General features: G+C 47.4%; 1 rRNA gene. It reads right to left on the reverse strand.

What is annotated here, in order from left to right:
- Nucleotides 1–88: ribosomal RNA gene (rrf, locus tag KNO73_RS14940) — 5S ribosomal RNA — on the reverse strand; the annotation flags it as partial.
- Between the last annotated feature and the right edge of the window lie 140 nt (nt 89–228).

The following is a 228-nucleotide window of genomic DNA, read 5'->3' on the forward strand; positions in this document are numbered from 1 at the left end:
AGATCCCCCAACTACTTTCGGCGCTGAGACGCTTAACTTCCGTGTTCGGCATGGGAACGGGTGTGGCCGTCTCGCTATCGCCACCAGACAAAATGAATATTAACACCGCGTCATACGCATGTCAATATTGTTTTAGGGTTTGTTCCCTGAAAACTGAGGATTCATCAACACAAACCATTAGACTAGATCAAAGCCTCGACCGATTAGTATCATTCAGCTCCACGTGTC

It is taken from the genome of Exiguobacterium sp. s83 (assembly GCF_018617095.1).
GTDB classification, from domain to species: domain Bacteria; phylum Bacillota; class Bacilli; order Exiguobacteriales; family Exiguobacteriaceae; genus Exiguobacterium; species Exiguobacterium profundum.